The sequence below is a fragment of the Streptomyces sp. NRRL F-2580 genome, from assembly GCF_000720115.1.
GTDB lineage: Bacteria > Actinomycetota > Actinomycetes > Streptomycetales > Streptomycetaceae > Streptomyces.
In genome coordinates, this window is record NZ_JOIR01000011.1 from 234349 (window position 1) to 259129 (window position 24781).

Sequence of the window (24781 nt, forward strand, 5' to 3'; positions counted from 1 at the left end):
CGGGCCGTCCGCGCGGTCCGCGCCGTCCGGGTGACTCCCCACCCTGCTCGGGCCGGGCCGGGTTCGGCCGACACGGGCCGGCGGGCGCGGTGCAGCCGCCGGCGGCGAGCGCGCAGGCGCACAGGAGGGCGGCGAGCCCCCGGCGGGACGAAGTGTCACGGGCGCAGAACCGTGAGGGGAGGGGAGGAGGCCGACGCTGGACGGCGCGGGTCACGGGCACCGGGAGGTTCTGCAACAGCGGTGCGTACGGTGGTGGGGCGCAGGGAAGTCGGGACTTTCGGCCCGGTCGGCGGACGCTGCGCCGTATCCCGAGGGAGGGCCCCGTGACATCGGTCGAACGGCCACAAGACCCGACCGCCCCGCTCCCGTTCTTCGTCTACGGGACGCTGCGTCCCGGCGAGGTCAACCACGCCCTGTTCCTGCGCGGCCGCACGGCCTCGGAGGAGCCCGCCACCCTCCCGGACGCGGTGCTCTACGACGGCCCCGGATATCCGTACGCGGTGCACCGGCCCGGCTCGGCCGTCGTCGGCGAGCTGATCACGGCGGCGCCGGGCGGGTACGGGGAGTTGCTCGCCGCGCTGGACGTGCTGGAGGAGTACGGGGGCCCGGACCGCCCGGGCAACGTCTACGACCGGATCGCCCGCCGGGCCCTGCGCCCCGACGGCAGCGCGGTCCGGGCCTGGGTCTACCTGGCGGCGCCGCTGCTCGCCCGCGACCTGCGGGAATCGGGGACCGAGATACCGGGCGGCGACTGGTTCGGGCGCCGGGGCCCGGCCGGGACGAGGTAGCGGCCGGTCAGAGACCCTCGGCGCCGCGGTTGCGCAGGCGCTGGCCGTACTGCTGGAGCACCCACAGCTCCTCCTGGACCGCCGCGTGCTGCTCCGGCGGGGCCTGCGGGCTCAGGCGGGTCATGGCGCCCTGGATCTCCAGGACCCGGCGGTCGACGGCGCGCAGGCGGACCTGGACCAGCTGGACCCCGGCGTAGACCTCGTCCACCGTCTTGGCGTGGATGGCCTCCACCGCCAGCTCCGTGACCATCGCGCGGACGGTGTCGTTCGGGGCGGCGTCGCGGACGCGGGCCAGGTAGTCGTCGGCGGCCTGCGAGGCGCCGCCCGCGTCCTGGATGGCCTGGCGGACCGCGGCGTAGGGCGGGGCGGTGAACTCGTCGATCCCGTACGCGTCGAAGGCGGGGGAGACCAGCGCGGGCCGCTGGAGCGCCAGCTTGAGCAGCTCCCGCTCGGTGCGGTGGGCGGGGCTGCGCAGGTTCAGGGCGGGTCCGCCACCGACCGGCGACGGCGCGGCGGGGGCCGGCGCCTGGGGGCGGCCCCGGCCCTGCTGCTGGGGCTGGTTGCCGCGCTCGCGCGCCCACCGCGCCAGCTGCGCGACCCGCTTGACGACGAACTGCTCGTCGAGGATGCCCAGCATCCCGGCCAGCTGGACCGCGGACTCGTGCTGGATCGACAGGTCCTTGATGCTCGCGACGACCGGAGCGGCCTCGGCCAGCGCGGCGGCGCGGCCCGCCGGGTTCTCCAGGTTGTGCCGCGAGACGATGTGCCGCAGCGCGAACTCGAACAGCGGGGTGCGGGACTCCACCAGCCCCGAGACGGCCGCGTCGCCCTGGGCGAGCCGCAGGTCGCAGGGGTCCATCCCGCCCGGGGCGATGGTGATGGAGGTCTCGGCGGCGAACTTCTGGTCGTCCTCGAAGGCGCGCAGCGCCGCCTTCTGGCCCGCCGCGTCGCCGTCGAAGGTGAAGATCACCTCGGCGGTCGCGTTGTCCATGAGCAGCCGGCGCAGGATTTTGATGTGGTCCCCGCCGAAGGCGGTGCCGCAGGTGGCGATGGCGGTGGTGACGCCGGCGAGGTGGCAGGCCATCACGTCGGTGTAGCCCTCGACCACGACCGCCCGGGAGGTCTTCGCGATCTCCTTCTTGGCCAGGTCGATGCCGTAGAGCACCTGGGACTTCTTGTAGATCGCCGTCTCGGGGGTGTTCAGGTACTTGGGGCCGTTGTCGTCCTCGCGCAGCTTGCGCGCGCCGAAGCCGACGACCTCGCCGCTGATGTCGCGGATCGGCCACATCAGCCGGCCGCGGAAGCGGTCGATGGGCTTGCCGCTGCGGCTGTCCTGGGCGAGCCCGGAGGTGATCAGTTCCTTGTCGGTGAAGCCCTTGCCGCGCAGGAAGCGGGTCAGGTGGTCCCAGCCGGCCGGGCTGTAGCCCACGCTGAAGTGGGCGGCCGCGGCTTGGTCGAAGCCGCGCTCCGCCAGGAACTTGCGGCCGATCTCCGCCTCGGGGCTGCCGAGCTGGTCGACGTAGAACTGGGCGGCCGCCTTGTGGGCCTCGACCAGCCGGATGCGGTCACCGCGGCCGCTGGTGCCGGAGGTGTAGCCGCCCTCCTCGTACCGCAGGGTAATGCCGGCCAGGCCGGCCAGGCGCTCGACCGCCTCCGAGAAGGAGAGGTGGTCGATCTTCATGACGAAGTCGAGGGTGTCCCCGCCCGCCTGGCAGCCGAAGCAGTGGTACAGGCCCTTGCTGGGACTGACCTGGAAGGACGGGGACTTCTCGTCGTGAAAGGGGCACAGGCCCTTGAGGTTGCCGCCGCCCGCGTTGCGCAGCTGGAGGTATTCGGAGACGACGGCGTCGATCGGGACCGCGTCCCGTACCGCCTTCACGTCGTCGTCATTGATCCGTCCAGCCACCCGTGAAGTCTACGGCCGGGCGCGGGCAAACCTGTCAGGCACCCTCCGCCGTGACCAGCGACTCAAGCGGAACGGACGGATCCGCGAGGGCCTCCCGGTCCACCGGCGCCTTCGACCTGATCAGGGCCTGGATCTGGTCGGTGACGTCCCACACGTTCACGTTCATTCCGGCCAGCACGCGTCCCTCGGAGAGCCAGAAGGCGATGAACTCCCGCTTGCCCGCGTCGCCGCGGATCAGCACCTGGTCGTAGCCGCCGGGCGGCGCGTACCCCGAGTACTCCAGACCCACGTCGTACTGGTCCGAGAAGAAGTACGGCACCCGGTCGTAGCTGACCTGCCGGCCCAGCATCGCCCGAGCTGCGGCCGGACCGCCGTTCAACGCGTTGGCCCAGTGCTCGACCCGCAGCCGGGTCCCGAGCACCGGGTGGTGGGCGGCGGCCACGTCCCCGGCCGCGTAGACGTCCGGGTCGGAGGTGCGCAGGGACTCGTCCACGGCGATCCCGCCGCCGTGCTCCCGGTCGACCAGGGCCAGGCCGGAGGTCTCGGCGAGCGCGGTCCGCGGCGCGGCCCCGATCGCGGCGAGCACCGCGTGCGCCGGGTGCTCCTCCCCGTCGTCCGTACGGGCGGCCAGCACCATGCCGTCGTGACCCACGATCTCGGTCAGCCGCGCCCCGAAGTGGAAGCGCACCCCGTGATCGGTGTGCAGGTCTGCGAAGAGCCGGCCGACCTCCGGGCCGAGCACCGCGTGCAGCGGCGTGGCCTCCGGCTCGACGACGGTGACCTCCGCGCCGTACCCGCGGGCCGCGGCGGCGACCTCCAGGCCGATCCATCCGGCGCCCGCGATGAGCAGGTGGCCGTTGTCCCGGCCGAGTCCGGCGAGGACCCCCTTCAGGCGCTCGGCGTGCGCGAGGCGCCGCAGGTGGTGCACCCCGGCGAGACCCGTGCCGGGGATGTCCAGGCGGCGCGGTTCGGCGCCGGTGGCCAGCAGCAGCTTGTCGTAGTGCAGGGCCGTGCCGTCGCCGAGGACCACCTTCTTGGCGTCCCGGTCGAGCTGGACGGCCGGCTGGCCGAGGTGCAGCTCGATGTCGGAGGCCGCGTACCAGGAGGGCTCGTGGACGAAGACGCTGTCGCGGTCCTCCTTGCCCATCAGGTAGCCCTTGGAGAGCGGGGGCCGCTCGTACGGGTGGTCGCGCTCGTCGCCGATCAGGATCACCCGCCCCGTGAACCCCTCGGACCGCAGCGTTTCGGCCGCCTTAGCCCCGGCGAGCCCTGCGCCGACGATGACGAATGTCCGGTGTGCGTCGACCACCTGATGCCTCCTCATAACCTCTCCGCCACATGCGACCACATGCGAGCGTCCCGCACTGAGCCTGCCGCGTGAAGGGGGAGTGGCGCGATCGGCTCACCCATCGGCGCGTCGGGTGCGCCGCGTGAGACGTGCGTGCAGGGAACGGGCGGCTGCGTCGGTGAGACACGCGATCTGGTCGATGACCGCCCGTTTCCTGGCCCGGTCGTCCGGCGCGGCGTCGAAGATCGCCCGGAACTGCGGGTCCAGCCCCTCGGGTGCCCGGGCGCTGAGCGCCTCCGCGAGTTCGGCCAGGACGATGCGCTGGTCGGCGCGGATCCGCTCCTGCTCGTCGCGCTGCATGACGTACAGGTCGGCGACCGCCTTGAGCACGGCGCACTCGTTGCGCGCCTCGCGGGGGACCACCAGTTCGGCACCGTACCGGGTGAGGCGGCCAAAACCGTACGCCTCACGGGTGGCGCCCTCGGCTGCCAGGCAGAAGCGGCCGATCAGCTGGCTCGTCGCGTCCTTCAGCCGGGCCTGGGCGACGGCCGAGCCGTCGTACCCGTGCGGCCACCACTCCTCCTCCATCAGCCGGTCCAGGGCGGCCCGCAGCTCCTCCGGCTCGGTGTCGGCGGGCACGTAGCGGCCGATGGCGACCCGCCAGATCGCGGTGCGCTCGGGCTCGGCGAAGAGGAGGTTGGGATCGAGGTGGCCGGCGTGCAGGCCGTCCTCGAAGTCGTGGACGGAGTATGCGACGTCGTCCGCCCAGTCCATCACCTGCGCCTCGAAGCACTTGCGGTCCGCGGGCGCGCCGCGGCGCAGCCAGGCGAAGACCGGCAGGTCGTCCTCGTACGCCCCGAACTTCACGGAGCCGGGGTCGGTGGGGTGGTTCCCGCGGGCCCACGGGTACTTGGTGGCGGCGTCCAGGCAGGCCCGGGTGAGGTTGAGGCCGACGCTGACGAGTTCGCCGCTCGCCGGGTCGGGCACGAACCGCTTGGGCTCCAGCCGGGTCAGCAGGCGCAGCGACTGGGCGTTGCCCTCGAAGCCCCCGCAGTCCTTGGCGAACTCGTTGAGCGCCTCCTCGCCGTTGTGGCCGAAGGGCGGGTGGCCCATGTCGTGCGAGAGGCACGCGGCTTCGACCAGGTCGGGGTCGCAGCCGAGCGCGGCGCCGAGCTCCCGCCCGACCTGGGCGCACTCCAGGGAGTGGGTGAGGCGGGTACGGGGACTCGCGTCCCAGTCGTACGAGCGGGTGCCCGGCGTGACGACCTGGGTCTTCCCGGCGAGGCGGCGCAGCGCGGCGGAGTGCAGCACACGGGCGCGGTCGCGCTGGAAGGCGGTCCGTCCGGGCCGTTTGTCGGGTTCGGCGGCCCAGCGCTCGGTGTCGGCTGCGTCGTAGAGGTCGTCGTGGTCGTCTGCGGGGGCGTGCGCGGTGCCTTCCATGGAAGAGACGGTAACCGGAATGACTGACAAACCGGGATCAGGCGGAGACGAGTTCCGGCCGCACGGGTCGGGCGGGGCGGGCGAGGGCCTCGTCGTAGCGGTGCAGCAACAGGCGGGCCAGGGCCGGGTGGTCGCCCAGCGGGGCGGCGGCGAGCGCGGGCGCCGCCGCGGCGCTCTGCGCGGCGAACCGGCCGGGAGCGGCGAAGTACGAGGCCACGGCGATCCGGTGGTGGCCGTGGGCGGCCAGTGCGCGGACCGCCTCGGGGGCGCTCGGCGCGGCGGCCGAGGCGTAGGCCGGGACCACCGGGACACCGCCGAGGCGCTCGGCGAGCAGGGCCGCGGTGCGGCGGGTGTCGGCCGCCGAGTCGGGGTCGCGGGAACCGGCGGCGGCGAGCACGACCGCGGTGCCGGCGCTCCAGCCGGCCTCCACGAGCCGCTCGTACAGGGCCTCGACGAGCAGCGGGTGCGGGCCCAGCGGGGCGGCGATGCGGACCCTCAGGTGCGCGGCCCCGGCGGCGGCCGCAGGGAGGTCGCGCTTGACGTGGTACCCGCGGCCGAGCAGCAGCGGGACGAGCACCGCCGCACCGCGCAGCTCCCCGAGGACGGAGCCGAGCAGCGGCTCGTTCAGCTCGATGTGGCCGAGGCGGACGTCGAGCCGGGGACGGAGCTCGCGGACCCGTTCGAGGAGGGCGAGGGCGGTGTGCGGGGCGCGCGGGTCGCGACTGCCGTGGGCCACGGCGACGAGGGTGGGCTGCATGGGCGGACTCCGGGTCGGCGCAGGCCGCTGAGCTGGGTGCCCAGCTGGAGGGTGACGCGGCCGAGGAGTTCGGCCGCACTGTCGAAGGGGAGGGCGGGAAATTCGGGAGGGTGCACCGGCTCCGTCATGAACCGATCCTGCGCGCCGGACGTTGCCGGTGCGTTGCGCGGGGGTGACGGGTCTTTGCCGGGTGCTCACAGGGCCGTCCGCCCGGATGTCGGGGCCCGCGCCCGCTCCTGCCGCCCCTGCCGGGGGCCGCGCCCGCCCCCGGTGGGGCGGGCCGGCGAACCAAGCGGCCCCCGGCGACGTCCTGACCAGGGGACCAGCAGTCGAGACACCAGGGGATGGATGATGCGCGGACCGCGCCTGCCGAGAGTCACGTGGAGCCGGACGGCGGCCGCGCTGCGCACCGTACGGGCCCGGAGGCTGGCGGTGCAGACCGTCATGGCGGGCTGCGTGCTGGCGCTGCTGCCCTCGGCGTGGATGCACGCGGCGGCCGCCGACCGGCTGCGGACCACGGCCGACGCGCCGGCCTCCGAGGTGGCCGTGGTGTTCGGGGCGGGCCTGCTGGGGAGCCGGCCCACCCCCTACCTGGCCGACCGGCTCGACGCCGCCGCCGAGCTGTACCGCACCGGCAAGGTCAAGGTCGTGCTGGTCACCGGGGACAACAGCCGCACCGAGTACGACGAGCCGAACGCGATGCGCACCTACCTCACGGGGAAGGGGGTGCCGGACACGCAGATCGTCAGCGACTACGCCGGCTTCGACACCTGGGACTCCTGCGTGCGGGCCAAGAAGATCTTCGGGGTCGAGCGGGCCGTGCTGGTCACCCAGGGCTTCCACATCCGCCGGGCCGTCGCCCTCTGCCAGGCGGCGGGCCTGGACGCGTACGGCGTCGGGGTCGCCGACGTGCACGACGCCACCTGGTACTACGGCGAGACCCGCGAGGTCTTCGCGGCCGGCAAGGCGGCGCTGGACGCGGCCTTCAAGCCGGCCCCGCGGTTCCTCGGACCGAAGGAGCAGGGGGTGTCGCGGGCCCTGGCCGCTCTGGCAGACTGACGCGCGCACCGGCTATTTCGAATAGTCATATATGAGAGTCGGCCCGGTCCGTCCGTCCGAGCATCAGGGGTGTGGAACCGTGGCTGTCGTGGATCTCAGCGACAAGGTCGTCGTCATCACCGGCGGGGCCCGCGGCCCGGGCTCCGCGGCGGTGATGTACCTGACGGGCCGATAGCCCTCGCCGGGCCGGCACCCCCGTCGGCCGCGGCTTCCTCACCGGCGCCGCCGGGCCGCGCTGAGGCAGAGCATCCCGGCCCGTAACGCGGTGCTGCGGTCCGCGTAACACCGGCGGCGCAGCCTGGTCGCATGCACACCTCGGAGCCGGTCACCGCCACGCACTGCCCGTACTGCGCGCTGCAGTGCGGCATGAACCTGCGCCCCGCGGACGGCGGCGCGGGTGTGACGGTGGAGGAGCGGGCCGACTTCCCCGTGAACCGGGGCGCGCTGTGCGGCAAGGGCCGCACCGCCCCCGCCGTGCTCTCCTCCCGGGTGCGCCTGACCGGCCCGCTCGTCCGCACCCACGCCGGGCGGCTGGAGCCGGCCACCTGGGAGGAGGCCCTCGACGCCGTCGCCGAGGGCCTCACCCGCACGGGCCGCGCGTACGGTCCGGACGCGGTCGGGGTCTTCGGCGGCGGCGGGCTCACCAACGAGAAGGCCTACGCGCTCGGCAAGTTCGCCCGCGTCGCCTTGCGCACCTCGCAGATCGACTACAACGGCCGGTTCTGCATGTCCTCGGCCGCCGCCGCGCACCAGCGGGCCTTCGGGCTGGACCGCGGGCTGCCCTTCCCGCTGGAGGACATCCCGCGCACCGGCTGCGTGATCCTCGTCGGCTCGAACCTGGCCGAGACCATGCCGCCCGCCCTGCGCTACCTCACCGAGCTCAAGGCCAACGGCGGCACCCTGATCGTCATCGACCCGCGCCGCACCCGCACCGCCGAACAGGCCGACCTGCACCTCGCGCCCCGCCCGGGCACCGACCTCGCGCTCGCCCTCGGCCTGCTGCACCTGATCGTCGCGCAGGGGCGCACGGACGAGGAGTTCATCGCCGCCCGCACCACCGGCTGGGAGGAGGCCCGGGCGGCCGCCATGGCCCACTGGCCCGAGCTGGTGGAACGCATCACCGGCGTCCCCGTGCCCAAGCTCCGCGAGGCCGTCGCCCTGTTCTGCGCCCCCGAATCCGCCATGGTCCTCACCGCACGCGGCCCCGAGCAGCAGTCCAAGGGCACCGACACCGTCGGCGCCTGGATCAACCTGTGCCTCGCCACCGGCCGGGCCGGCCGCCCGCTCTCCGGCTACGGCTGCCTCACCGGCCAGGGCAACGGCCAGGGCGGCCGCGAGCACGGCCAGAAGGCCGACCAGCTCCCCGGCTACCGCAAGCTGACCGACCCCGCCGCCCGCGCGCACGTGGCGGAGGTCTGGGGCGTCGACCCCGACGACCTCCCCGGCCCCGGCCGCAGCGCCTACGAACTCCTCGACGCCCTCGGCACGGACGTCCGGGCCCTGCTCCTGATGGGCTCCAACCCGGTGGTCTCGGCCCCCCGCGCCGCCCACATCGAGGACCGCATCCGCTCCCTGGACTTCCTCGCGGTCGCCGACGTCGTCCTCTCCGAGACGGCGGCCCTCGCCGACGTGGTCCTCCCGGTCACCCAGTGGGCCGAGGAGACCGGCACCACCACCAACCTCGAAGGCCGCGTCCTGCTCCGCCGCCGCGCCCTGACCCCGCCCCCGGGCGTCCGCTCCGACCTGGACGTCCTCCACGGACTCGCCGCCCGCATGGGCATCGAGAAGGGCTTCCCGACCGCGCCGGAGGAGGTCTTCGAGGAACTGCGCCGCGCCTCCGCCGGCGGCCCTGCGGACTACTCGGGCATCACCTACGCCCGCATCGAGGCCGAACAGGGCGTGTTCTGGCCCTGCCCCGAGGGCTCCGCGGGCACCGAGCGCCTCTTCCTGGACCGCTTCGCCACCGACGACGGCCGGGCCCGTTTCGTGCCCGTCTCCCACCGCGACGCCGACGAGGTCCCCGACGCCGACTACCCGGTGCTGCTCACCACCGGGCGCGTGGTCGCCCAGTACCAGTCCGGCGCCCAGACCCGGCGGGTGGAGGAGCTCAACGCGGCGGCCCCCGGCCCCTTCGTCGAACTCCACCCGCGCCTCGCCGCCCGCATCGGCGCGGTCGACGGCAGCCCCCTCGCCGTGACCTCCCGCCGCGGCCGCGCGGTGGCCCCGGCCCGGATCACCGACACCATCCGCGCGGACACCGTCTTCATGCCCTTCCACTGGCCCGGCGAGGGCCGCGCCAACACCCTGACCAACCCGGCCCTCGACCCGGTCTCCCGGATGCCGGAGTTCAAGGTCTGCGCGGTCCGCGTCGAGCCTGCCTGATCAGGGGGCGTCGGGGAAGGTCGGGCGCAGGGCCTCGACCAGGCGCGCGATGAACGCCTCCTCGCCGGGCCCGGCCAGGTGCGGGTACTCGGCCTCGAAGTGCTCCCACTCGGCGCCGACGTATCCGCTCGGGGCCAGGTCGGCGATGTGCGCCAGACCCAGCTCGGCGTTCGGGTAGGGCCACTCCCCGGCCTCCCGGAACACCTCCTGCACCAGGGCGTTCGGCAGGTGGCAGTGCTCGGCCAGCAGCACCGCGTCATAGAGGTCCTTGCCCTGCGGGTGCCGGTCGCTGACCAGCCACAGCACCTTCCAGGCCAGCGACAGGGCCGGCGTCGCCGCCAGGACCACCGCCCCGCAGGCGAGTTCGACCGGCTCCGGCGGCTCCGCGAGCCTCTCGTTGAAGACGAAGTCCAGCTGGACCTGTCCGTCCGGCAGGCCCGGCACCGACCAGGGCAGGACCATCCGCCGCCCCGGCACCCGGTCGTAGGTCCAGATGTCCTCGGACACCGCCCCCGAGGCCTTGATCCCGGCCCGCCCGTCGGCCGCCGCCGCGATGCCGTCCAGCATCCGGGCGGTCCGCCCGTCGTCCATCACCCAGGTGGGCGGGACCACCACGAAGTCCAGGTCGCCCGGCTCCCGCGCCGCCCGCCCGAACCGGTCCGCCAGCAGCACGCTCCCGCGCAGCACCAGGGACCGAGCCCACGGGGACCGCGAGACCGCCAGCAGTACGGCGTCCATCGCGGCCCGCCGCGCCCGCGCCCAGGCGACCGTCTTCGCCGGGTCGTCGAAGACCGGGTCACCGGCCCGGTAGGCCTGGAAGTGGTGCCGCAGCGACGGATCGAAGACGGACGGCTGCCGTACGTCGTCGCCGACGACCGGACGCAGCGTCCGGGGCAGGAACCGGGCCGACCGCGTCTCCTCGTCCAGCGGCTCGCTCGGCAGGTGCGTGCTCCCGAGGCCGAACTCCCGCCACGAACTCATCGTCCGGCCCCCTCGAACACCGCCGCCGGCAGCCGCTCGGCGGCCGCCCCCTCCTCGGTGATCCACCCGTCGTCCACCGACAGGTCGCTGTCGTACAGCACGAACTCCCGCTCCTCCGAGCGGATCTCGTACCCGGCCGAGCCGAGCGCCGCGACCAGCGCGTCGCACGCCGCCGTCGCCCCGGCCGCCGTCCCCCGCCGGCGCTGGGTCACGAACCGCTCGTGGCCGCCGCCCGGCAGGGCCCGGCGCGCGTTCCACGACAGGTGGGCGCCGTGCGGGGTCACCAGGGACTCCAGGGCCGCGCGGTCGAAGTCCGCGGGGAGCCGCAGCTTGAGGTGGTGCTCGAAGTAGCCGCCGCCCGGGCCCGGCGGGTCCGTGGTCCACGGGACCGTCTCCACCTTGACGCGCACCGGGTCGAAGCCGGCCGCCCACAGCTGCGGGACCAGGCTCTCGTGGCTCGTGCGGTCCCGCAGCGTCAGCATCGGCTGGGACACCATCCGGCCCCGGGCCAGCACGATGTGCGTGACCTTCAGATCCCGCGCCCGGGCCCACGCGTCGAGGCGGTCCAGTGCCGCCGCGTCCGCGCAGCGCACCGTCACGTGGGTCTCGTACTCAGACATGGAGCCGATCATCTCGGACATGCGTCCGATCCGCATCGGGGTTCCCGCCGGGGGGTAACCATCCGGTCACGCACCGGACTCAGAAAGTGCTCGCACGCCCCTCGTGGCCGCGATGTGTCGTACCCCACACTGAAGGCGGTGCCCCCGTCCTCGGAGCCCTGGAGGTCGCCCCCGTGCAGACCCGGACCCTGACCGTGAACGTGAGCGAGTCCTCGGAGGCCAAGGCCGTGGACGAAGAGCCCGAGGTACCGGAGCTGATCGATCCGGTGCCCGCCCCGCGCAGGCGCGGCAGCAGCGACGGCGGCGGGGGCGGAGCGGGTCCCTCCGCCGATCTGTTCCGGCAGTACCTTCGCGAGATAGGCAGGATCCCCCTACTGACCGCCGTCGAGGAGGTGGACCTCGCGCGACGCGTCGAGGCCGGGCTGTTCGCCGAGGAGAAGCTCGGCAACACCCCCGATCTCGACTCCCGGCTCGCCCTGGACCTCGACAAGCTCGTCGTCATGGGGCGGATGGCCAAGCGCCGGCTCATCGAGTCGAACCTGCGGCTCGTCGTCTCCGTCGCGAAGCGCTACGTCGGCCGCGGGCTCACCATGCTCGACCTCGTGCAGGAGGGGAACCTCGGGCTCATCCGGGCCGTCGAGAAGTTCGACTACGCCCGCGGGTACAAGTTCTCGACCTACGCCACCTGGTGGATCCGGCAGGCGATGTCCCGGGCCCTCGCCGACCAGGCCCGGACCATCCGCGTGCCCGTCCACGTCGTCGAGCTGATCAACCGCGTCGTGCGCGTCCAGCGCCGCATGCTCCAGGAGCGCGGGTACGAGCCCACCGCCGAAGAGGTCGCCGTCCACCTGGAGTTGACCCCCGAGCGGGTCATGGAAGTGCTCCGCCTCGCCCAGGAACCGGTCTCGCTGCACGCGCCGGTCGGCGAGGAGGACGACGTCGCCCTCGGTGACCTCATCGAGGACGGGGACGCCGCCTCCCCCGTGGAGTCGGCCGCGTTCTTCCTGCTGCGCGAGCACCTGGAAGCGGTCCTGTCGACCCTCGGCGAACGCGAGCGCAAGGTCGTGCAGCTGCGCTACGGGCTCGCCGACGGGCGGCCGCGCACCCTGGAGGAGATCGGCCGGATCTTCGGCGTGACCCGCGAGCGGATCCGCCAGATCGAGTCAAAGACCCTCAACAAGCTCCGCGACCACGCCTTCGCCGATCAGCTCAGGGGCTACCTGGACTGACGGCCGACGGGAAAGGGGGGCGCCCCGCCAGGCGCCCCCACCTCGTTCCCCGGCTACGCGGGCGCGGGCCCGTCGCGGTCGGACAGGCTCCGGCTCATCCAGACGTCGTCGACATAGGACCCGTCCAGCAGGAACTCCTCGGGCAGGACGCCGACCACCGCGAAGCCGCATCGCCGATAGAGCCGCTGCGCCGGCCCGTTGTGCCCGAGCACGCGCAGGGTCATGCGGCGGGCACCACCGGCCCGGGCGGCGGCGCAGGCGGCCTCGACGAGGGCCTGCCCGACTCCGCCGCCACGGGCGGATTCGAGTACGGCCAGTCCTTGGATGTGACGGACGTGCCGATTGGACGCGAGGGGACTGGCCGGTGCCTGGGCGATGTATCCGACGACCCTGCGCCCGTGTTCCGCGACGAGGAAGCTCTCCACGGCGTGGCGCTCGTCGAAGACGGCCGCGTCGGGCGGCCGCTTGGGGCCGGGTTCGCTCACGCGCGACCACGCCGAGCGGTGCAGCTCCAGGATCTCGTGTTCGTCCTCCGCCCGGGCCGGGCGTATCACCACGTCCAATGCCATGCCGTCATGCTAAGGGCTGTCGCGCCGTGGGCCCCGGGGTGCCGGGGCACCCGGGTACGTCCCGTACCCGAGCGCCCCTCCGCCCTGCGCCGCACCAGAGAGACGGCCTGGTCGACTATTCGACCTCGACGACCGCCTGCGCGAACTGCGCCGCGTACAGCCGCGCGTACGCGCCGTCCGAGGCCAGCAGCTCCTCGTGCGTGCCCTGCTCCACGATCGAGCCGCTCTCCATCACCAGGATCACGTCCGCGTCGCGGATCGTGGAGAGCCGGTGCGCGATCACGAAGGACGTACGGCCGTGCGCGAGCCGCGCCATCGCCTTCTGGATCAGCACCTCGGTACGGGTGTCCACCGAGCTCGTCGCCTCGTCGAGCACCAGGATCACCGGGTCCGACAGGAACGCCCGGGCGATGGTGATCAGCTGCTTCTCGCCCGCGCTGACGCCCGCGCCCTCGTCGTCCAGGACGGTGTCGTAGCCGTCCGGCAGGGTGCGGATGAAACGGTCCGCGTGCGCGGCCCGCGCCGCCTCCTCGATCTCGGCGCGCGTGACCTCGCCCACCCGTCGCCCACCACCACCCTGACCGAGTGCGCTGCGCGCACCCCCTCCCACTCCGGCACCGTAGGCGATGTTCTCCGCGATGGTGCCGCCGAACAGCCAGGTGTCCTGGAGCACCATGCCGATGCCCGTGCGCAGTTCCTCGCGCGTCATCTTCGCGATGTCCACCCCGTCGAGGGCGATCTCCCCGCCCGTGACCTCGTAGAACCTCATCAGCAGGTTCACGAGCGTCGTCTTGCCGGCGCCCGTCGGGCCGACGATCGCGACCGTCTGGCCCGGCTCGACCGACAGCGAGAGGTTGTCGATCAGCGGCTTGTCCGGCTCGTAGCGGAAGGCCACCTTGTCGAAGGTGACCTGGCCGCGCAGCTCCTCCGGACGCTCCGGAACCTCGGCGTCCGCCTCCTGCTCCGACGCGTCCAGCAGCTCGTAGACCCGCTCCGCCGAGGCGACGCCGGACTGCACGAGGTTCGCCATCGAGGCGACCTGCGTCAGCGGCATCGAGAACTGCCGCGAGTACTGGATGAAGGCCTGCACGTCACCGATCGACAGGGTGCCGGAGGCGACCCGCAGCCCGCCGACGACGGCTATCAGCACGTAGTTGATGTTGGAGATGAAGAACATCACCGGCTGCATGATGCCGCTGACCAGCTGCGCCTTGAAGGAGGCCCGGTAGAGCGCCTCGTTCTGCTCGGCGAAGACGGCCGCGGACTCCTTCTGCCGGCCGAAGACCTTCACCAGGTTGTGCCCCGAGTACATCTCCTCGATGTGGGCGTTGAGCGTTCCCGTCGTCTTCCACTGCGCCACGAACTGCGGCTGCGACTTCTTGCCGATCTTCGCCGCGACGAAGACCGACAGCGGCACGGTCAGCAGCGCGACCAGTGCCAGCAGCGGCGAGATCCAGAACATCATGGCGAGCACGCCGACGATCGTCAGCAGCGAGTTCAGCAGCTGACCCATCGTCTGCTGGATCGTCTGGCCGATGTTGTCGATGTCGTTGGTGGCCCGGCTCAGCACCTCGCCGCGCTTCTGCTGGTCGAAGTACGACAGCGGCAGCCGCGACAGCTTCGCCTGGAGCTCCTCGCGCATCCGGTAGACGGTGCCGTTCATGACGTGGTTCGACAGCCGGGTCGCGACCAGCATCAGCAGGCCGGCCAGGGTGAAGACCACCAGCGCCCAGATCGCCACGACCCCCACCGCGCCGAAGTCGATGCCCTGCCCCGGGGTGAAGTCGGTGCCGGACAGCATGTCCGCCATGCCGTCCTGGCCCTTGGCGCGCAGCCCGTCCAGGGCCTGTTGCTTCGTGATCCCGGCCGGCATCTCCCGGCCCACGATCCCGGCGAAGACCAGGTCGGTGGCGCCACCGAGGATCTTCGGGCCGACCACCGCGCAGCCGACGCTGCCGACGACGGCCGCGACCATGCCCCAGATCTTGGCGCGGTCGTGCGCGAGCTGGCCGAGCAGCCGCTTGCCCGAGCCCTTGAAGTCCATGGACCGAGCGGCCGGCCCCATCATCATTCGTCCTCCGGGCCCGCTCATGCGGCCTCCGCCTCCGTCAGCTGGGAGAGCACGATCTCCCGATAGGTCTCGTTGCCGGCCATCAGCTCGTGGTGGCGCCCCTCGCCCACGACCTGGCCCTCGTCCAGGACGATGATCCGGTCGGCGTCACGGATCGTGGAGACCCGCTGGGCGACGATGACCACGGTCGCGTCCCCGGTCTCGCGGGCGAGCGCCGCGCGCAGCGCCGCGTCCGTCGCGTAGTCCAGGGCCGAGAAGGAGTCGTCGAACAGGTAGATCTCCGGGCGCTGCACGAGGGTGCGGGCGATGGCCAGACGCTGGCGCTGGCCGCCGGAGACATTGGTTCCGCCCTGGGTGACGGGGGCCTCCAGGCCACCCTCCAGCGCGGACACGAACTCCCTGGCCTGCGCCACTTCCAGCGCCTGCCACAGCTCTTCGTCACTCGCGTCCGGGCGCCCGTAGCGCAGGTTGGAGGCGATCGTCCCGGAAAAGAGGTAGGGCTTCTGCGGAACCATGCCGACCGTCCTGGCCAACAGCTCCGGGTCGAGCCGGCGTACGTCCTCCCCGTCGACCAGCACGTCACCGCCGGTCGCGTCGAACAGCCGCGGGACCAGGCCCAGCAGCGTGGACTTGCCGCTTCCGGTGGAGCCGATCACCGCCGTGGTCTCGCCGGGGCGGGCCACCAGGCTCACCCCGCGCAGCACCGGGGACTCGGCACCCGGGTAGCCGAAGTCCGCGCCGCGCAGCTCCAGTACGCCCCTGCGCAGCAGCTTGCGCACCGGGTCGGTGGGCGGGACCACGCTCGACTCGGTGTCCAGGACCTCCTGGATGCGCTCGGCGCACACCTCGGCGCGCGGCACCATCATGAACATGAAGGTGGCCATCATCACGGACATGACGATCTGCATCAGGTAGGCGAGGAAGGCCGTCAGCTGGCCGATCTCCATGCCGCCGCTGTCGACGCGCATCGCGCCGAACCAGATGACGGCGACGCTGGAGATGTTCACGACCACGATGACCGTGGGGAACATGAACGCCAGGAGCTTGCCGGAGGCCAGCGAGACGCCGGTCAGGTCGGCGTTGGCCTCGCGGAAACGGTCCTTCTCGTAGTCGTCGCGGACGAAGGCACGGATCACCCGGTTGCCGGTGATCTGCTCGCGCAGCACCCGGTTCACGGTGTCCAGGCGGTCCTGCATCTGGCGGAACAGCGGCCGCGTCTTGTAGACGATGGCGCCGACCGCGATCCCGAGCACCGGGACCACGGCGAGCAGCACGCCCGACAGCGGCACGTCCAGCGAGAGCGCCATGGCGATGCCACCGACGCACATGATCGGGGCCGAGACCATCAGGGTGAAGGTCATCAGCACCAGCATCTGGACCTGCTGGACGTCGTTCGTCGTACGGGTGATCAGGGACGGGGCGCCGAACTGGCCGAGCTCCCGTGCGGAGAAGCTCTGCACGCGGTCGAAGACGGCCGCGCGGACGTCCCGCCCGAAGGCCGCCGCCGTCCGGGCGCCGTAGTAGACGGCTCCGACGTTGCAGACGAGCTGGACGAGCGAGACGCCGAGCATCAGGGCGCCGAAGCGAAGGATGTAGCCGGTGTCGCCGTTGACTACACCCGTGTCGATGATGTCGGCGTTGAGGGTGGGCAGGTAGAGGCTGGCGCTGGTCTGCAGCAGCTGCAGCAGGACCAGCACCGCGATGGGTTTCCGGTACAGACCCAGATGGGTCCGCAGAAGTCGTATGAGCACGCGCAGGCTCCGGTCGGCATGATCGAGGGGGTTCACCCCATCTTGGGCCAACCGGCCCATCGATCCCCAGCGGATTTCGCAAAGGCCGGTCAAAAGGAGTAGGCCACCGGGCGCTGCGGCCCTAGGCCTCCAAGACGAGCCGGACCCGGACGGGCCCCCTCACGCCCCCTGGAACGCCCCGGGGTGGATCTGCTCCCGCGTCGCGATGTACTGCTGGCGCACCGCCTGCCACGCCGGGAACTCCTCGCCCGGCTCGAAGACCTGCGCCGCGGGGGCCGGCCAGACCGGCGGGGTGTGCGGGGACAGCGTGCCCTGCGCCACACCGAGCGCCCAGGCCGCCTGCCGCGCCGCGCCCAGCGCCGCGTAGTCCGCCGGCGCCGGTACGACGACCTGCGTCCCGAACAGCCCGGGAGCCGCGGCCTGTACGGCGGGCAGTTCGGCCGCCGCGCCCAGCAGGAACACCCGGCGGATCTCGACCCCGCGCGAGCGCAGCACGTCGAGCGCGTCCACCAGCCCGCAGAGCATGCCCTCGAACGCGGCCCGGGCCAGGTGCTCCGGCTTCATCGAGTCCCGGCGCAGCCCGGACAGGGTCCCGGCGGTGTGCGGCAGGTTCGGCGTCCGCTCACCCTCCAGGTACGGCAGGAGTACGAGGCCGTGCGCGCCCGGCGTCGACTTCAGCGCGAGCTCGGACAGCCCCTCCAGATCGGTGCCGAGCAGCTCGGCAGTGCCGCGCAGGGCCCGTACGGCATTGGAGGTGTTCACCACGGGCAGGTGCATGCCGGTGGCGTCGGCCAGGGAGGTGATCAGTCCGCCCGGCTCCGACAGCGCCTCGTGGTGCACCGCCATCACCGAACCGGAGGCGCCGAGCGAGACCACCGCGTCGCCGGGGCCCAGCCCCAGCCCGAGCGCGGCGGCCATCGTCTCGCCGGTGCCGGCGGATATGAGCAGCCCCTCGGGCGTGGTCCCGGCGGTGTCGGCCGGGCCGAGCACCTCGGGCAGCAGCGCCCGGTGCCCGAGCGCCAGCTCCACCAGGTCGGGCCGCCAGGCTCCGGAGGCCGCCGACCAGTACCCGGTCCCCGAGGCGCCGCCCCGGTCGGTGGTCCGCCGGGCCGGCCGGCCCAGCAGCTGCCAGACCAGCCAGTCGTGCGGGGACATCAGCACGGCCACCCGGCGGGCCGCCTCGGGTTCGTTGCGGGCCAGCCAGGCGAGCTTCGCGACGGGCAGCGCGGCGTGCGGGACCGATCCCACGGCCTCGGTCCAGGCGTGCCGGCCGCCGAGTGCCTCGGTGAGGTCGACGGCGGCGACCTGAGGACGCTTGTCGTTGCCGACGAGGGCGGGGCGGACCAGGCCGCCCTGCGGGTCCAGCGGCAGCAGGCCGTGCTGCTGCGCGGAGACCCCTATGGCCTGGACCCCTTCGAGGAGCCCGCCGCCGGCGGCCTCACCGAGGGAGAGCAGCCAGGCCTGTGGATCGGTCTCGTGGGGGCTGGCGCCGTCGGGTTCGCCCGTGGGCTGCGGATGGGGCGCGTACCCCTGGCGCAGCACGGCGCCGGTCTCGGTGTCACAGACGACGATGCGTGTGAAGGCGGAAGAGCTGTCCAGCCCGGCGACTATCCCCATGTGGAGGATTCTGCCGCACGCGGGGCCGGTCTCGACCGCTGCGGAGCCCCCGGAACCTCACCGGTCCCGGGAACCCCACGCGGCGGACGCCGGACGCCTCAGGTGTTGCTCGTGCCCCAGTCGTCCTCGCCGCCGCCGGACCGGTCGCGCAGTCCCCGTACCCGCCCGGCCAGCGAGGCGGGCACGGCGTCGCCGACCTTCTCGCTCACCGCGGCGAAGGCCTTGCCGGCGTACTCGCGCCCGGTGTGGCCCGCGGTCTCGGCGGCGTTGCGCACCGCCGGGTTCTGCGCGACCTCGCGTGCGGACTTCTTCAGCTGCTCGTAGCGCTCGCGTCCGGCCCGGGTCCCGAGCACGTACCCGAGGGCCAGTCCGACCACGAACGTGACCTTGTACCGCATGCCTGTCACCCTTCGTCGTGTGGTGCCCGGCCTGCTGCCGATACCGATTGGCGGAGCACCCCCCTGCTTGCGCTAATCTATGACTCGCAACGGGCACTCGCCCCCCGGCAAGGCCGGAGGTGGGCTGTTCGATGCACCGCAGCAATCCCCTGTAGCTCAATTGGCAGAGCAGCCGGCTGTTAACCGGCAGGTTACTGGTTCGAGTCCAGTCGGGGGAGCGCGGTCCCCTGTAGCTCAATTGGCAGAGCATTCGGCTGTTAACCGGAGGGTTGCTGGTTCGAGTCCAGCCGGGGGAGCACGGAAGAAGAAGAGGGCCCCACGGGGTCCTCTTCTTTTCTTTGCCACCCCGTCCCGGAACCGGGCAGCCCGCAGCGCGGTCTCTCTGAACAGGCGAAGCCGATCATGCGAGGCATCCGAGGCAGGAGATCGTATGAGCGGCTATGCTGCGGCAGACGGCGCGCACACGTGTACGCGCCACGCCGTGAAGGGGCGGTAGCTCAGCCGGTTAGAGCAGCGGACTCATAATCCGTCGGCCGTGGGTTCGAGTCCCACCCGCCCCACTCAGCTGAAACGTCGCTGACCAGGTAAAACGCTGATCTGACGATAGCGTCGCCGAGGTGTTCGCCACACGAGCGCCACACCGACACGCCGTACGATTCCCCGTATGGCCTCGATCAAGACCAACGAACGTATGTCCGGAGACCCCTCCTACACCGTTGTGTGGCGGGCTGGAGGTTCCCGAACGGGCCGTTGGTGCCGTGAGACCTTCGACGATGAGAAGTTGGCGGAACGTTTCCGCGACTTGGTGAACGGTCACGGACAGCAATGGCCGCCGGGCTGGGTCAAGGGCGAGGGATTCGTCGAGTCGGGCGAGTCGCCGGCACTGGAAGCGGAGAAGTTCCCGGCCTACGCCCATGCCTACGTAGAGCTCCTGACGGACATATCCGAACACACCAGGACTAACTACACCAGGTTCATTGACAACCACATGGTCCCGTGGTTCGGAGAGCTGTCCGCCTCCGATCGGGGGGAGAGGCTCACCCGAGATCACGTCAGCCAGTGGATTCTGGACCTCCAGAACGGGCGGCCCGGCCCCCTTCACCCCCAGGGGACGGAGCGCCGCAAGTACGCGGCGAAGACGATTGCCAACCTCCACGGCTTGCTCTACGGCATCCTCCAGTCAGCCGTGGACGCCGATCCGGCGCTGCGTGACTCGAACCCCTGCGCGCACACCAAGTTGCCCAAAGGGAACGACACCGAGGACGACGAGGTGTTCCTCGAGCCGGAGGAGTACGCAGTCCTGCGGGCGCACGTACGTGCCGATGCCGTCGACATCATCGACGCGCTGGTGAGCACCGGCCTCCGCTGGGGCGAGGTGACGGCGCTGCAACCCCGGGACTTCACCTTCGCGTCCAAGAGGCCGACGCTGCGCGTACAGCGCGCTTGGAAGCGGAGAGGAGAGGGTGGGACGTTCCTCGGGGCCCCCAAGACGAAGAAGTCGCGCCGGACTCTCGTGCTCACTCCCGAGCAGGTGGAGCTGTTCCAGCGGATCTGCCGGGGAAAGAAGCCGACCGACCTGGTGTTCACCGCCCCAGAGGGAGGGGCCTGGCACTCCGGCGTGTTCCATGCGCACCGCTGGAAGCCCGCCCTGGACGGAGCCAACGCCGCGGGTCTCACCAAGCGCCCGCGTGTCCACGACCTTCGCCACACCCACGCTTCCTGGCTTATCGCCGGCAAGGTCCCGCTGCCCGTGATTCAGGCCCGCCTGGGCCACGAGTCGATCACGACGACCGTCGACCGGTACGGACACCTCCTGGAGTCCTCGGACGATGAGGTCGTGGCAGCCGTTAAGTGGGCGATGAGCGCTGCGATTCCGCAGAGCCTGGCCAAGGCGGCCTGAGGGCGCCTTGGCGGACGGCAGGAGGCCGGACACCCCTCCGAGTTGCCTCGGCTGGGGGCTGCGCTACGGTCCGCCGCCCTATTCAGCGAGGGCGGGGTTGTGCATCCGGGCGACGCCGAGCATGCATGGCGGACGCCTCGGTGCCCGGGTAGCCGCCGTCGGCGATCGTGACCGTGCTATGACCGTGGCCCTGGCGCCGGACTCCTCGCATGCCGTGCAGTCGGCATGGTTATCGGCCACCGACCGGCCGGCCGACTACGACGACCAGGCGGGTGTCGGCGTCGGTGACTCTAGTCCAGTGCGAACCGCCGGCTGTCAGGTCCGGCTCCCCTGGGTGGCATGATCGGCGCGATCTGAGCCCATCCGCGGACTGAGTGCGGGAACCTTCCCATTTTCCTGTTCCAACGCAAACCAGTGGGGGATGATTCGATGCATCTGCTGTCTGACGTCGGGGAGAAGACATGGCATCGGGGGCGATGAGAGCAGTTGCCGCTGGCGCGACGGTCGTGGTTGCAGCGGCTAGTGGTGTCGTCACCAACATCGCAACACAAGAGCCTGGTTGGGCTTGGTGGGTGGGTCTGGGCGTCTTGGTGATCATCGGCGTGCTGCTTCAAGTCCTGATCAGTTTGCTGGACACAGGCAACAAGGTCACCGCGTCCGGCGCTGGCGCTGTGTCAATCGGTGGTTCCGCGCGAGAGAAGATCACCACTCGCGTGAAGGGATCTGGTGCCGCTGGATCGAGCAGGACGGGAGGTGTCTCCGCCTCCGGGGCCGGAAGCGTGACCGTCGGACAGGACGCTGAAGGCGAAATTAGCACTGAGATCGAGCCGTGAACGGGAAGAAAGTACAGGCGAACGCTGACGCAGCTGTCGCCATCGGCGGCGACGCCAACGCCCCGATCTTCACGAACCCAAAATTCTATGTCACTCAGTCGGAAAAATCTCTGCGCTCCGTCGAAACTTGGCCTCGCGTCAAGGACCTGACGGATCTTGAACTCGGTGTGCATCGGTCGCTGCCAGGCCCGAGCGGAGAGCAGGCGATCCCTTACGTGCTCCGGGATGCGGATCGTGAATTACGCGAAGCGGTCCGTAGTGGAATGGCTGATGGTGGATTCCTGCTGCTCGTGGGGGACTCCACCGCAGGAAAGACACGTTCTGCCGTGCAAGCAATTCGAAGCTTGCTCCCCAGCAACAGGGTTCTAATTCCTGATCCTGAGGACGACCTTAGGGAACTCCCGGATCTAGTGTCAAATGTGGCGGATCCGGTGATCGTTTGGTTAGACGATCTAGAGAGGTACCTTTCCGCTAACTCGGTGAGCGTCAGCCTATTGGCCGGACTGAAAGGGAGCAAGACTCTCTTGATGGCCACGATCCGGGACCATGTGTATGACATGTACGAGGACGTGTCCCGCAGCTATTCACCCTTTGATTTTGGGCAGGCGGTAGATTACCTACATCTGCAATCAGGGGCGCGAGTTCTGAATGCTGCCCGACTAGTGAGGTTTGACCGAATCTGGAGCGCCGATGAACTGGCTCGTGCTGAATCAACGGGTGACGCTCTCCTAATTGCCGCAGCAGAAAGTAGCGGCCCTCACGGTGTGGCCGAGTATCTGGCTGCAGGGCCGAAGCTTCACCATGAATTGGTAAGGGCCAACCGTTCTTCCAGTAGTGGCGGGCACCCGAGAGGCGTTGCTCTCGTCACGGCTGCGATCGACCTGGTGCGCGCGGGAGTCCGCTGGCCTGTACCGGTTTCATTCCTCCAAGAGCTGCATCAGTATTATCTGACTGATCCAGCCCTTCGGCCGGAGCCGTGGGATTCAGCGTTGCAGTGGGTTACTGCTGTGCGCCTCGGTGTCACGTCCATGCTCCTTCCAGGCGCAATCGACGGAGCATGGTATCCGTTCGAATATCTGGTGGATGTGGTGGAACGGGATGAAGATTCTCAATCCGTAACTGATCAGGCATGGAAAACAGCCCTAAGCATCACGGATACAAATGAAACTCTGTTGCATATCCTGGTTGCGGCGACACATGTAGACAGGGCGGACGTTGTGCTGGCGGGAGCTAAGGAACTTGCCGCAAGTGATTTCCAGGGTGGCGCGTTGGTTTATGGGCTGGGGCTCAGATCATCAGGGAAATCTGACGAGGCAGAAGTATGGCTTCAACGCGCTGTTGACCGCGAAGGTGCTGAAGCAGCAGGAATTATCGGGGTTGCCCATCACGTGAAAGGCGAGCGCGACGCAGCTGAATTGTGGTGGGATAAAGCAGTCCAGCTTGAAGGTGCTTCCGCTTCGGCGAAGATCGGGATGTGGCTGCGGAAGTATGATGAACTTGATCTCGCTCGAAGTTGGTGGAAAAGGGCAATTGCGGCTGCGGGTGATAATCGACGAGTTCTCGCGTCGCAGATCGTGGTAGAGCTCTACGAGATCGATCCGACAGAGGCCCGTCTCTTCTGTGATCAGGCCCTCTCGGGGGACGATGCCTTGCTGTTGTGGGTTCTTGTTGGCTACAGCCTCTATGAGCGGGAAACGCGAGAAGAAGCCAGGTATTGGTGGCGGCGAGTCTTCGATCGTCGAGGGCCCGAATCGGCACTTGACTTCGGTAAACTTTTGATGAGAGAAGATCGTGTCGACTTACAGGAGTTTGCCTATTGGGTCGACCTCGCGCTTTCTTCGGGGAAATTGCAGCCAGATTCTATAATTACTCCGGGCTTTCTGACAGCTTTGAATCAAGTGATCGCCAGAATGAAAGAAGGGCGACCCGACAACAGGTGATACGTACACCAGGGCGCGGTGCGGGGCGTTGAGTGTCATGTTCTCGCCATGTGGGCTCGCTTGGTCGTCACCAGAGGCTGAGCGGGCGGCCCGCTGAGATCGCCACGCGTATGCGCGTAGCGATCTCCCCTTCGGGCTCCCCGCCTTCCTGGCCGGCGCGGATGGCAGCGCCGATCGCGCGGGAGCGCCCGGCCGGGCCGCGGAGGTCGGCCAAGGGGCTGCCTGGATCTCTGCGGCGGGCCAGCCATTCGGCCCGGTTCTCCGCCGCCGTGCCCAGCCGGAGGTGCGCCGGCTGCTGGCAGGAGTGGTTGTCGCAGGTGTGGCAGACGGTCGGGCTGTCGGTCCCCCAGCCGAGGCGAGGGATGACGCCGTGCGCGAGCTGGTACCCGTACAGGTGAGCCGGTACCGTGCCGCGGCGCGTCCTGCCCGGCCGCGAGGCGGCACGGAAACTGGCGTGGCCGGTGCTGGAGATTCCGCCGCAGAAGAACCAGCAGCCCTCGGTTGACGAGGTGCGGTAGACCTTGGCCCAGTAGCGGGCCTGAACGGACTCGTCGGCCAGCCAGATCGCCCACTCAACCGCTGGTATCCGCACAGGCGTTGGCTCACCGATGAGGGCGAGCTGTGTATCAACGGGAGCGGGCCCGGACCCATTCACCGCCGTGAGCGGGAAGAGTCCGGGCCCGAGGTCGTTCTCAGGCGCCATCAGCCCGACTGCCGTCCGGGGCGAGGATCGGAGCTGTGGTGTCCAGAGCCGGAGGAGACGGGTCCGACGCTTCCGCCCGAGACTTACGGGGTCGGCTGGTGCGTGGGCGTTCAGCGCGGGCCCGCAGCATCTCGATGATCTCCTTCGCGCGGGCGGCGGTAACAGGCTTCGCCTCGCGTTCCAGTTCCTCCGCCGGCACCCCCAGCAGTTTCGCGACCAGCTCTGTGTCGTTGTCGAACAAGCGCAGAGCTACGGCAGCGGCTTCTCGTGCCGCTATGTCGGCCTCGTCCTTCGCCCGCGCCGCCTTCGTCGCGGTCTCGCGCGTTGTCAACACGTTCGCCGCGGCCATCTCCCGTGTCTTCGCCTGGTTTGCTTCGACAGCGCGAACCCGCCGCCGCAGCTCTGCCGCGCTCACCGATGCTGCCGGTGTCGTGCTCACCCGTACCCCCTGTTCTGTGCGAAATCGCTGCTCATCGCGCGCACCGTAGGCACAGGTCCGCGGACATCTCGAACCACACAGCAGCGGTCGGCACAGACGCCCAGTCGGTG

The 24781-nt window shown here is 70.8% G+C and carries 19 protein-coding genes and 3 tRNA genes; 9 read left to right on the forward strand and 13 right to left on the reverse strand.

Going from position 1 to position 24781, the window contains the following annotated elements; genetic code table 11:
• Positions 1-323 precede the first annotated feature (323 nt).
• Positions 324-788, forward strand: a complete 465-nt coding sequence (locus tag IF88_RS47790; protein ID WP_030711023.1) for a gamma-glutamylcyclotransferase family protein — start codon at positions 324-326, stop codon at positions 786-788.
• A 7-nt stretch (positions 789-795) separates the two neighbouring features.
• On the opposite strand, the gene dnaG is transcribed toward IF88_RS47790, so the two are convergent.
• The 4 genes from dnaG to IF88_RS0114505 form a co-directional block, all read right to left on the reverse strand.
• Complete coding sequence (gene dnaG, locus IF88_RS0114490; protein WP_030711025.1) at positions 796-2694, reverse strand: DNA primase; 1899 nt, start codon at positions 2692-2694, stop codon at positions 796-798.
• A 34-nt stretch (positions 2695-2728) separates the two neighbouring features.
• On the reverse strand, positions 2729-4003 hold the full coding sequence (locus IF88_RS0114495) for an NAD(P)/FAD-dependent oxidoreductase (RefSeq protein WP_030711027.1): 1275 nt from the start codon (positions 4001-4003) through the stop codon (positions 2729-2731).
• Between the two features lie 93 nt (positions 4004-4096).
• On the reverse strand, positions 4097-5422 hold the full coding sequence (locus tag IF88_RS0114500) for a deoxyguanosinetriphosphate triphosphohydrolase (RefSeq protein ID WP_030711029.1): 1326 nt from the start codon (positions 5420-5422) through the stop codon (positions 4097-4099).
• 37 nt (positions 5423-5459) lie between these two features.
• The gene (locus IF88_RS0114505) at positions 5460-6377 is read right to left on the reverse strand and encodes a CbiX/SirB N-terminal domain-containing protein (protein WP_030711031.1); all 918 of its coding nucleotides are present in this window, start codon (positions 6375-6377) and stop codon (positions 5460-5462) included.
• Between the two features lie 153 nt (positions 6378-6530).
• Here IF88_RS0114505 and IF88_RS0114510 point away from each other — a divergent pair, with 153 nt between their 5' ends.
• Positions 6531-7238 carry an ElyC/SanA/YdcF family protein gene (locus IF88_RS0114510; protein WP_051836862.1) on the forward strand — a complete coding sequence of 236 codons (708 nt, stop codon included), beginning with the start codon at positions 6531-6533 and terminating at the stop codon, positions 7236-7238.
• A gap of 306 nt (positions 7239-7544) precedes the next feature.
• A complete protein-coding gene (locus tag IF88_RS0114520) occupies positions 7545-9620 on the forward strand; it encodes a molybdopterin oxidoreductase family protein (RefSeq protein WP_030711035.1) in 2076 nt (691 codons plus the stop codon).
• Here the strand turns inward: IF88_RS0114520 and IF88_RS0114525 are convergent, their stop codons facing one another.
• Together IF88_RS0114525 and IF88_RS0114530 are read right to left on the reverse strand one after the other, a co-directional pair.
• Positions 9621-10601: a nucleotidyl transferase AbiEii/AbiGii toxin family protein gene (locus tag IF88_RS0114525; protein ID WP_030711037.1), complete on the reverse strand. Its 981-nt coding sequence runs from the start codon at positions 10599-10601 to the stop codon at positions 9621-9623.
• Positions 10598-11221, reverse strand: a complete 624-nt coding sequence (locus tag IF88_RS0114530; RefSeq protein WP_107050544.1) for a hypothetical protein — start codon at positions 11219-11221, stop codon at positions 10598-10600. The genes IF88_RS0114525 and IF88_RS0114530 overlap by 4 nt, the downstream gene beginning before the upstream one ends.
• 173 nt (positions 11222-11394) lie before the next feature.
• On the opposite strand from IF88_RS0114530, the gene IF88_RS0114535 reads away from it, so the two are divergent.
• Positions 11395-12450: an RNA polymerase sigma factor gene (locus IF88_RS0114535; protein ID WP_030711041.1), complete on the forward strand. Its 1056-nt coding sequence runs from the start codon at positions 11395-11397 to the stop codon at positions 12448-12450.
• Between the two features lie 53 nt (positions 12451-12503).
• On the opposite strand, the gene IF88_RS0114540 is transcribed toward IF88_RS0114535, so the two are convergent.
• The 5 genes from IF88_RS0114540 to IF88_RS0114560 all read right to left on the reverse strand — a co-directional run bounded on the left by IF88_RS0114540 (position 12504) and on the right by IF88_RS0114560 (position 18856).
• Positions 12504-13019, reverse strand: a complete 516-nt coding sequence (locus IF88_RS0114540; protein ID WP_030711043.1) for a GNAT family N-acetyltransferase — start codon at positions 13017-13019, stop codon at positions 12504-12506.
• 115 nt (positions 13020-13134) lie between these two features.
• Positions 13135-15111, reverse strand: coding sequence for an ABC transporter ATP-binding protein (locus IF88_RS0114545; RefSeq protein ID WP_030711046.1), 1977 nt, complete (start codon positions 15109-15111; stop codon positions 13135-13137).
• The gene (locus tag IF88_RS0114550) at positions 15108-16841 is read right to left on the reverse strand and encodes an ABC transporter ATP-binding protein (RefSeq protein ID WP_030711048.1); all 1734 of its coding nucleotides are present in this window, start codon (positions 16839-16841) and stop codon (positions 15108-15110) included. Before IF88_RS0114550 ends, IF88_RS0114545 begins: the two co-directional genes overlap by 4 nt.
• Positions 16842-17000: 159 nt before the next feature.
• Entirely contained in the window at positions 17001-18458 is a 1458-nt protein-coding gene (locus IF88_RS0114555; RefSeq protein WP_030711050.1) for an FGGY family carbohydrate kinase, read from the reverse strand.
• A gap of 98 nt (positions 18459-18556) precedes the next feature.
• Positions 18557-18856, reverse strand: coding sequence for a hypothetical protein (locus IF88_RS0114560; RefSeq protein ID WP_030711052.1), 300 nt, complete (start codon positions 18854-18856; stop codon positions 18557-18559).
• A gap of 145 nt (positions 18857-19001) precedes the next feature.
• Between IF88_RS0114560 and IF88_RS0114565 the strand changes: the two genes are divergently transcribed.
• From IF88_RS0114565 to IF88_RS46480, 5 genes are all read left to right on the forward strand, one after another.
• Positions 19002-19074, forward strand: a tRNA-Asn gene (locus IF88_RS0114565).
• Positions 19075-19079: 5 nt separating this feature from the next.
• A tRNA-Asn gene (locus IF88_RS0114570) sits at positions 19080-19152 on the forward strand.
• A 190-nt stretch (positions 19153-19342) separates the two neighbouring features.
• Positions 19343-19416 (forward strand) — tRNA-Ile (locus tag IF88_RS0114575).
• A 104-nt stretch (positions 19417-19520) separates the two neighbouring features.
• Complete coding sequence (locus IF88_RS0114580) at positions 19521-20756, forward strand: tyrosine-type recombinase/integrase (protein WP_030711054.1); 1236 nt, start codon at positions 19521-19523, stop codon at positions 20754-20756.
• Between the two features lie 829 nt (positions 20757-21585).
• Positions 21586-23529 carry a tetratricopeptide repeat protein gene (locus IF88_RS46480; RefSeq protein ID WP_158754372.1) on the forward strand — a complete coding sequence of 648 codons (1944 nt, stop codon included), beginning with the start codon at positions 21586-21588 and terminating at the stop codon, positions 23527-23529.
• A gap of 67 nt (positions 23530-23596) precedes the next feature.
• Here IF88_RS46480 and IF88_RS0114590 read toward each other — a convergent pair whose 3' ends face one another.
• The gene (locus IF88_RS0114590) at positions 23597-24121 is read right to left on the reverse strand and encodes an HNH endonuclease (protein ID WP_078892906.1); all 525 of its coding nucleotides are present in this window, start codon (positions 24119-24121) and stop codon (positions 23597-23599) included.
• A gap of 100 nt (positions 24122-24221) precedes the next feature.
• Entirely contained in the window at positions 24222-24671 is a 450-nt protein-coding gene (locus IF88_RS0114595; RefSeq protein ID WP_158754374.1) for a hypothetical protein, read from the reverse strand.
• Positions 24672-24781 lie beyond the last annotated feature (110 nt).

Bases quoted from the DNA above. Each gene is read 5' to 3' on its own strand.
- IF88_RS0114500 (WP_030711029.1), bottom strand. From the start codon at position 5,422: ATGGAAGGCACCGCGCACGCCCCCGCAGACGACCACGACGACCTCTAC.
- IF88_RS0114525 (WP_030711037.1), bottom strand. From the start codon at position 10,601: ATGAGTTCGTGGCGGGAGTTCGGCCTCGGGAGCACGCACCTGCCGAGC.
- IF88_RS0114520 (WP_030711035.1), top strand. From the start codon at position 7,545: ATGCACACCTCGGAGCCGGTCACCGCCACGCACTGCCCGTACTGCGCG.
- IF88_RS0114555 (WP_030711050.1), bottom strand. From the start codon at position 18,458: ATGGGGATAGTCGCCGGGCTGGACAGCTCTTCCGCCTTCACACGCATC.
- IF88_RS0114560 (WP_030711052.1), bottom strand. From the start codon at position 18,856: ATGCGGTACAAGGTCACGTTCGTGGTCGGACTGGCCCTCGGGTACGTG.
- IF88_RS0114540 (WP_030711043.1), bottom strand. From the start codon at position 13,019: ATGGCATTGGACGTGGTGATACGCCCGGCCCGGGCGGAGGACGAACAC.
- IF88_RS0114530 (WP_107050544.1), bottom strand. From the start codon at position 11,221: ATGTCTGAGTACGAGACCCACGTGACGGTGCGCTGCGCGGACGCGGCG.
- IF88_RS0114580 (WP_030711054.1), top strand. From the start codon at position 19,521: ATGGCCTCGATCAAGACCAACGAACGTATGTCCGGAGACCCCTCCTAC.
- IF88_RS0114545 (WP_030711046.1), bottom strand. From the start codon at position 15,111: ATGAGCGGGCCCGGAGGACGAATGATGATGGGGCCGGCCGCTCGGTCC.
- IF88_RS0114510 (WP_051836862.1), top strand. From the start codon at position 6,531: ATGCGCGGACCGCGCCTGCCGAGAGTCACGTGGAGCCGGACGGCGGCC.